Source organism: Microbacterium sp., from assembly GCF_047606385.1.
In the GTDB taxonomy this organism is placed as follows: domain Bacteria; phylum Actinomycetota; class Actinomycetes; order Actinomycetales; family Microbacteriaceae; genus Microbacterium.
The window spans coordinates 1-6836 of sequence record NZ_JASGEL010000072.1 but is presented as its reverse complement, the minus strand read 5'-3'; the positions used below and the strand labels follow the sequence as shown (position 1 = coordinate 6836).

Here is a 6836-nt window from a genome sequence, read left to right as displayed (position 1 = left end):
GTCCGCGTCGGCACGCGCGCGACCGTGCTCGCGCGCACCCCCGCCGGCTGGGCGGTGCACGTGAGCCCCGCCCCGCCCCGCGGGGAGGCGGAGGACGAGCTCGAGGCCGACGTCGTCGTCGTCGCGACCGCCGAGGGGGCGGCCCGCGCGCTGCTCGCGCCGGTCGTGCCGGGGCTCGGGACCGCGCCGCCCGAGGCTCCCGAGGTCGAGATCGTCACCCTCGTCGTCGAGGCGCCCGCGCTGGACGCCGCCCCCCGCGGCACCGGGGTGCTGACCGTCCCGCACGCCTTCGTCGCGAAGGCCCTCACCCACTCCTCGGCGAAGTGGCCGTGGGTCGCCGTGGCGCTGCCGGACGGCGTGCACGCGGTGCGCGTGTCGTTCGGCGCCCAGGACGAGCGCCCCGCGACCGCCGACCTCGACGACGACGCGGCCACCGCCCTCGCCGTCCGCGAGGCGTCCGCGCTGCTGGGCGTCGAGCTGGACCCCGCCCGCGTCCGCGGCGCGCACCGCGAACGGTTCGTGCAGTCGCAGCCGGCGGCGGTCGCCGGTCGTGCCGCCCGGGTCGCCGTCGCGCGTGCGGCCGTCCGGTCGGTCCCCGGCCTGGGAGCCGTCGGAGCGTGGCTGAGCGGCACCGGGCTCGCACAGGTCGTGCCGGACGCGGTCGCCGAGGCCGACTCGGTGCGTCGCCGTGCCCTGTTCGGCGGTGCGGACGACGGCCGCTGACCCGGCTGTCTCCCCCATCCCGCCCCGTCTTGTCAAGCGGATGCCGGTAACGGCATATGGCGTTACCCTGGGACCACTGAGACCACAGATCGGCTCCATCCACCGAGCGTGAGGAGACCCCATGAGGGGCAAGGCAGGACTCGTCATCGGACTGGCCGTGGGCTACGTCCTCGGCACACGTGCCGGACGCGAACGATACGAGCAGATCAAGGCGGGCGCGGAGAAGGTCTGGAACCTCGACCCGGTGCAGAAGCAGGTGCACAAGCTCGAGGACCTCGGCAAGTCGGCGCTGCTCGCGTTGCCGCGAGCGGTGTGGAACGGCGCGGTGGGCATCACGAAGGCCGCCACCACCAAGGGCACGCCCGGCGAGCGCCTCGACGCCGCGCTGGATGCGACGAAGGACGCCGCCGACGACGTCGCGGAGGCAGCCCAGACCTCCGCCGCTGCGGCCGAGGAGACGGCCCAGAAGGCGGCCGCCGCGGCGAAGAAGGCCACGACCGAGCACACGGGCGAGAAGTGACATGACCACGCCGCGTGGCTTCCGCGACAAATCGGACCAGGGCCTGCTGACCCTCGTCGGCGAGCTGCCGGAGCTGGTCCGCAACCTCGTCGTCGCCGAGATCGACGCCGCCAAGAAGTGGGCGGCGTTCGCGGGCAAGAACGCCGGGATCGGCGCCGGCTGGGTCGTCGGCGCGCTGTTCGTGCTGTTCTGGTCGATCCCGGCGCTCGGCGCCTTCGTCATCGCCGGCCTGTCGTCCTGGTGGCCGGTGTGGCTGTCCGCGCTGGTCGTGTTCGGCGCCATGCTCGTGCTCACCGCGGTGCTGGCGCTGCTCGGCTTCCTGCGGTTCAAGCGGATCGGCAAGGGCAACCCCGCCGCCTCGATCGCCGAGGACGTGCGCGCCGTCAAGGAGGTCACCGATGAGTTCTGAGGTCCCGGTGCCCCGCACCGCCGTTCCCCTCGGGATCGCCGACCCGGTCGAACGGGCGCGGGCCGAGCTCAAGGCGACCCTCGCGGCGATCGAGGAGAAGGCGAACGTGCCCAAGCGCGCGGGCGCCGCCCTCGAGCGGCGCACGGCGCAGTTCCGCCGGTTCGCGCAGCGCAACCCCGCCGGGGCGGTCGCCGTCGCGGTCGGCGCGGCCCTCGCGGTGGGCACCGCCGTCTGGGGAGCGGTGCGCCTCTACACCCGCTGACCGTCGGGCGCCCGGCGCCGCATTTGCCGCATCCGCTCCCCGGCGGGAGACTGGGGGCATGCCCGAGCCCCACGAGTCCACGACGCAGTTCACGCTCTGGGCGGTGTTCCGCCGCGATCCGCAGCGCCCGGTGACCGAGGGCGACGACACGGAGCTCGCCGGCATCGTGCAGCTCATCGAGGAGGGCGGGGTCACCGTCCGCGGCTTCTACGACGTGAGCGGCCTGCGCGCGGACGCCGACCTCATGGTGTGGCTGCACGGCCCCGAGCCCGAGGCGCTGCAGCGAGACCTCCGGCGCCTGCGCCGCACCGAGCTGCTGACGAATCTGCTGCCCACCTGGAACGCGATGGCCGTGCACCGCGACGCCGAGTTCAACCGCGCGCACGTGCCGGGGTTCCTGCGCGGCATCCCGCCCAAGGAGTGGCTCGTCGTCTACCCGTTCGTCCGCAGCTACGAGTGGTACCTGCTGCCCGAGGCGGAGCGGCGGCGGATGCTGGCCGACCACGGCCGCAAGGGCGCCGCGTTCACCGGGGTCACCGCCAACACGGTCGCCAGCTTCGCCCTCGGCGACTACGAGTGGGTGCTGCCGATGGAGGCCGACGAGCTCACCGACCTCGTCGACATGATGCGGGAGCTGCGTTACACCGACGCCCGCCGTCACGTGCGGGAGGAGGTGCCCTTCTACACCGGACGCCGCATCCGCACCTCGGACATCCCCGAGGTGCTGTCGTGATCCGGCTGGGCACCCGCGGCAGCGCGCTCGCGCTCGCGCAGTCGCAGCAGGTCGCCGACGCGCTGGCGCACGCCGCCGGCGAGCAGGTCGAGCTGATCACCATCACGAGCGAGGGCGACGTCTCGCGCGCCTCCCTCGCCGACTTCGGCGGCCAGGGCGTGTTCGCGACGCGCCTGCGCGAGGCGCTGCAGGCCGGCGAGTGCGACGTGCTCGTCCACTCGTTGAAGGACCTGCCGACCGCCCCCGCGCCCGGCCTGGTCGTCGGCGCGATCCCCGCCCGCGAGGACGCGCGCGACGTGGCGGTCACCCGCGACGGCACCGGGCTGCACGAGCTGCCCGCCGGCGCGGTCGTGGGCACCGGGTCGCCGCGGCGGATCGCCCAGCTGCGCATCCGCAATCCGCGCGTGCGGTGGCAGGACATCCGGGGCAACGTCGACTCGCGTCTCGCCCGGGTGCGCAGCGGCGAGCTGGATGCCGTCATCCTCGCCGCGGCCGGCCTCGCGCGCCTGGGCGGCCTGCCGGCGGACCTCGCCGGCGAGGCGCTGGGTCTGGCGGAATGGCCCAGCGCGGCAGGCCAGGGAGCGCTGGCGATCGAGATCCGCGAGGACGCCGCCCCGGCGCTGCGCGCCGCGGTCGCCGCCCTCGACGACGAGCCCACACGGCTGGCCGTCACCGCCGAGCGGGCGGTGCTCGCCGGGCTCGAGGCCGGATGCCACGCCCCGGTCGGCATCCACGCCCAGCTCGAGGGCGAGCTGCTGCGCGTGCGCGCGATCGCCTACGCGCTCGACGGCTCCGCTCGCGTCGGGACCGATCGGACTTCCGCTCTGATCGGCGGGTATGCTGAGAATCCAGGCAGTGGCGATGGTGCGAACGCTGTCGGCGACGCGGATATCCGGACGCGTGCTCAGCGCACCGGAGCCGGCATCGCTCGTGAGCTGCTCGCTCGTGGGGCAGCCGAGATCTCCCAATGAAAGCCGACCCGATGCACGCAGATCCTCACCGGAACGATCCGGAGAAGCCGCTGGCCGGCTGGCGCGTGCTCGTGCCCCGCGGCGGTCCGTGGGGCGACGGCGTGGCGGCGACCCTGCGAGCCCAGGGCGCGGTGCCGGTCGTCGCGCCGCTCATCAACTTCGCCCCGGCCAACGACATCCTCGCCCTCGAGTCGGCGCTGGCCGACCTGGCCGCCGGCGCGTTCGACTGGCTGACGGTCACCAGCGCCACCACCGTCGACGTGCTCTTCGCCTACCAGGCGAAGATCCCCGCCGGCACGAAGGTCGCCGCCGTCGGCGAGACGACCGCCGCGGCCCTGCAGGCCGCCGGCTACCGCGTCGACCTCGTGCCCGACCGCGACAACTCGGCGGCGGGCATGGCGGACCAGATGATCGAGCTGGAGCCTGCGCCCCGCGACATCCTGACCCTGCGCAGCGAGATCGCCAAGCCCGTGCTCACCAAGCGTCTCATCGAGGCCGGGCACCGGGTGCGCAGCGTCGTCGCGTATCGCACCGTCGGGGTGCCGGTCACCGAGCGCATCGCGCACGACGTCGAGTCGGGTCGCATCAACGCGATCCTCGTGACCAGCGGCTCCGTCGCCGAGCAGGTCTCGCTGCAGTTCCCGAACATCCCGCCCGACACGGTGATCGCCGCGATCGGCCCCCGCACGGCGAAGGACGCCCGCCAGGCGGGTCTCGACGTCGACGTGGTCGCCGACCAGCAGACCGTCGACGCGCTCATCGAGTCGGTCTCGCACTTCGCGCTGCCGCATGCGGCGGACGAGTTCCAGCCGTGAGCTTCCCCGACCACCGTCCGCGTCGGCTGCGCCGGTCGACCGCGGTCCGCCGGCTCGTGCGCGAGACGCATCTCGTGCCGCGCCAGCTCGTGCTGCCCGCGTTCGTGCGGGAGGGCCTCGACGAGCCGGTGCCGATCTCCTCGATGCCCGGCGTCGTGCAGCACTCGCTCGACTCGCTGCGGCGGGCGGCGACGGATGCCGCGGAGGCCGGCGTCGGCGGCATCATGCTCTTCGGCGTGCCGGCGGTGCGGGACGCCGTGGGCTCGGGCGCCGACGCGGAGGACGGCATCCTGAACGTCGCGACCCGCGCCGTGGCACAGGAGGTGGGCGACGAGCTGGTCGTGCAGACCGACCTGTGCCTGGACGAGTTCACCGACCACGGGCACTGCGGCGTGCTGGACGCCGCCGGCCGGGTCGACAACGACGCGACGCTGGAACGGTACGCGGCGATGGCGCTCGCGCAGGCGCGTGCCGGCTCGCAGCTGCTGGGGCTGTCCGGGATGATGGACGGCCAGGTCGCCGCCGTGCGCCGGGCGCTGGAGGCCGAGGGCTTCACCGACACGATCGTCCTGGCGTACGCGGCGAAGTACGCGGGGGCCTTCTACGGCCCGTTCCGTGAGGCCGTCGACTCGCAGCTGACCGGCGACCGTCGCACCTACCAGCTCGACCCCGCGAACGCCCGGGAGGGCGTGCGTGAGGCCGTCACCGACGTGGCCGAGGGCGCCGACGTCGTCATGGTCAAGCCCGCGCTGCCGTACCTCGACGTGCTCGCCGCCGTGCGCGATGCCGTCGACGTCCCGGTGTGGGCGTACCAGGTCTCCGGCGAGTACGCGATGATCGAGGCCGCCGCGGCCCACGGCTGGATCGACCGCCGTGGCGCGATCGGCGAGGCGCTGCTCGGCATCCGTCGCGCCGGCGCCGACGCGGTGCTCACCTACTGGGCCCTCGAGGCCGCGACCTGGCTGCGCCAGGAGCTGTGAGCGCCAGCCCGCGTGCCATAACTCCGCCCGAGTCGCGGAGCCGGGCGCCGGGCCCGCGGATTTCCGCGCATGCGCGACGGCGCCTGCGCATCGAGGAGGAGTTATGACACACGGGACCGACCGCAACGACGAGCTGTTCGCGCGCGGGCGGGCCGCCATCCCGGGCGGGGTGAACTCGCCCGTCCGCGCGTACGGGTCGGTCGGCGGGGCGCCCCGGTTCCTCGCGAGCGCACGGGGGGCGTTCGTGACGGACGCCGCCGGCCGCGAGTACGTCGACCTCGTCGCCAGCTGGGGCCCGGCGCTGCTCGGCCACGCGCACCCGGAGGTCGTGGCGGCCGTGCAGGAGGCCGCCGCCCGCGGGCTCTCGTTCGGCGCGCCCACCGAGGGCGAGGTCGAGCTGGCCGAGGTCATCGCCGCCCGGGTGGCCGCCGGCGAGCAGCGCCCGGTCGAGCGGGTGCGGCTCGTGTCCACCGGCACCGAGGCCACGATGACCGCGATCCGGCTCGCCCGCGGCCACACCGGGCGCGATCTGCTGGTGAAGTTCGCCGGCCACTACCACGGGCACTCCGACGGGCTGCTGGCCGCCGCCGGCTCCGGGGTCGCCACCCTCGCCCTGCCCGGCTCCGCCGGCGTCCCCGCGCCGATCGCCGCGCAGACCCTCGTCGTGCCCTACAACGACCTGGCCGCGCTCGAGGAGGTCTTCGCGGTGCACGGCGCGGACATCGCCGCGATCATCGTCGAGGCGGCGGGCGCGAACATGGGCGTGGTCGCGCCGCTGCCCGGCTTCAACGCGGACATCGCCGACCTCGCGCACCGTCACGGGGCGCTGCTCATCCTGGACGAGGTGCTCACCGGGTTCCGCGTGCACCCGGCGGGGTTCTGGGGCCTGCAGCAGGAGACGGGCGAGCGCTACACGCCCGACCTGTTCACGTTCGGCAAGGTCGTCGGCGGCGGGATGCCGCTGGCCGCCCTCGGCGGCCGCGCCGAGGTCATGGACCGCCTCGCGCCCGTCGGCCCGGTGTACCAGGCGGGCACGCTCAGCGGGAACCCGCTGTCCGTCGCCGCGGGCCTGGCGACGCTGCGGCTGGCGACCCGCGAGGTGTACGCCCGCGTGGACGCCGCCGCCGACGCGGTCGCCGCAGCGCTGTCGGCCGCGCTGGGTGCGGAGGGGGTCGGACACGCCGTGCCGCGCGCGGGCAGCCTCTTCGGCCTCGCCTTCCTGTCCGCGGCGCCGCACGACTATCAGGCCGCGCTCACGCAGGAGTCGTGGCGCTACCCGGCGTTCTTCCATGCGATGCTGGACGCCGGGGTCTCGCTGCCGCCGAGCGTGTTCGAGGCCTGGTTCCTCACCGCGGCGCACGACGACGCGGCGGTCGAGCGCATCGTCGCCGCGCTGCCGGCGGCGGCCCGCGCGGCGGCCGCC

At 74.9% G+C, this 6836-nt stretch carries 8 protein-coding genes and 1 pseudogene; all 9 read left to right on the top strand.

From position 1 onward, the window contains the following. Nucleotides 1-723, top strand: a pseudogene (locus QM626_RS07025) (protoporphyrinogen oxidase); the annotation flags it as partial. 121 nt (nucleotides 724-844) lie between these two features. Continuing rightward, nucleotides 845-1243 carry a hypothetical protein gene (locus QM626_RS07020; protein ID WP_415075402.1) on the top strand — a complete coding sequence of 133 codons (399 nt, stop codon included), beginning with the start codon at nucleotides 845-847 and terminating at the stop codon, nucleotides 1241-1243. 1 nt (nucleotide 1244) lies between these two features. Continuing rightward, a complete protein-coding gene (locus QM626_RS07015) occupies nucleotides 1245-1652 on the top strand; it encodes a phage holin family protein (protein WP_415075400.1) in 408 nt (135 codons plus the stop codon). Next, the gene (locus tag QM626_RS07010) at nucleotides 1642-1914 is read left to right on the top strand and encodes a hypothetical protein (protein ID WP_415075398.1); all 273 of its coding nucleotides are present in this window, start codon (nucleotides 1642-1644) and stop codon (nucleotides 1912-1914) included. The genes QM626_RS07015 and QM626_RS07010 overlap by 11 nt, the downstream gene beginning before the upstream one ends. A 58-nt stretch (nucleotides 1915-1972) precedes the next feature. Beyond that, complete coding sequence (gene hemQ, locus QM626_RS07005) at nucleotides 1973-2647, top strand: hydrogen peroxide-dependent heme synthase (protein ID WP_415075396.1); 675 nt, start codon at nucleotides 1973-1975, stop codon at nucleotides 2645-2647. Continuing rightward, entirely contained in the window at nucleotides 2644-3618 is a 975-nt protein-coding gene (hemC, locus tag QM626_RS07000; RefSeq protein WP_415075394.1) for a hydroxymethylbilane synthase, read from the top strand. The genes hemQ and hemC overlap by 4 nt, the downstream gene beginning before the upstream one ends. 11 nt (nucleotides 3619-3629) lie before the next feature. Beyond that, nucleotides 3630-4433 carry a uroporphyrinogen-III synthase gene (locus QM626_RS06995; RefSeq protein WP_415075392.1) on the top strand — a complete coding sequence of 268 codons (804 nt, stop codon included), beginning with the start codon at nucleotides 3630-3632 and terminating at the stop codon, nucleotides 4431-4433. Next, a complete protein-coding gene (gene hemB, locus QM626_RS06990; protein WP_415075390.1) occupies nucleotides 4430-5413 on the top strand; it encodes a porphobilinogen synthase in 984 nt (327 codons plus the stop codon). The genes QM626_RS06995 and hemB overlap by 4 nt, the downstream gene beginning before the upstream one ends. Nucleotides 5414-5516: 103 nt before the next feature. Beyond that, on the top strand, nucleotides 5517-6836 hold a 1320-nt coding region (locus tag QM626_RS06985), incomplete at its 3' end, for a glutamate-1-semialdehyde 2,1-aminomutase (protein WP_415075388.1).

Coding starts and splice junctions, on each gene's coding strand:
- QM626_RS07020 (WP_415075402.1), top strand. CDS start 845: ATGAGGGGCAAGGCAGGACTCGTCATCGGACTGGCCGTGGGCTACGTC.
- QM626_RS07015 (WP_415075400.1), top strand. CDS start 1,245: ATGACCACGCCGCGTGGCTTCCGCGACAAATCGGACCAGGGCCTGCTG.
- QM626_RS07010 (WP_415075398.1), top strand. CDS start 1,642: ATGAGTTCTGAGGTCCCGGTGCCCCGCACCGCCGTTCCCCTCGGGATC.
- hemQ (WP_415075396.1), top strand. CDS start 1,973: ATGCCCGAGCCCCACGAGTCCACGACGCAGTTCACGCTCTGGGCGGTG.
- QM626_RS06995 (WP_415075392.1), top strand. CDS start 3,630: ATGCACGCAGATCCTCACCGGAACGATCCGGAGAAGCCGCTGGCCGGC.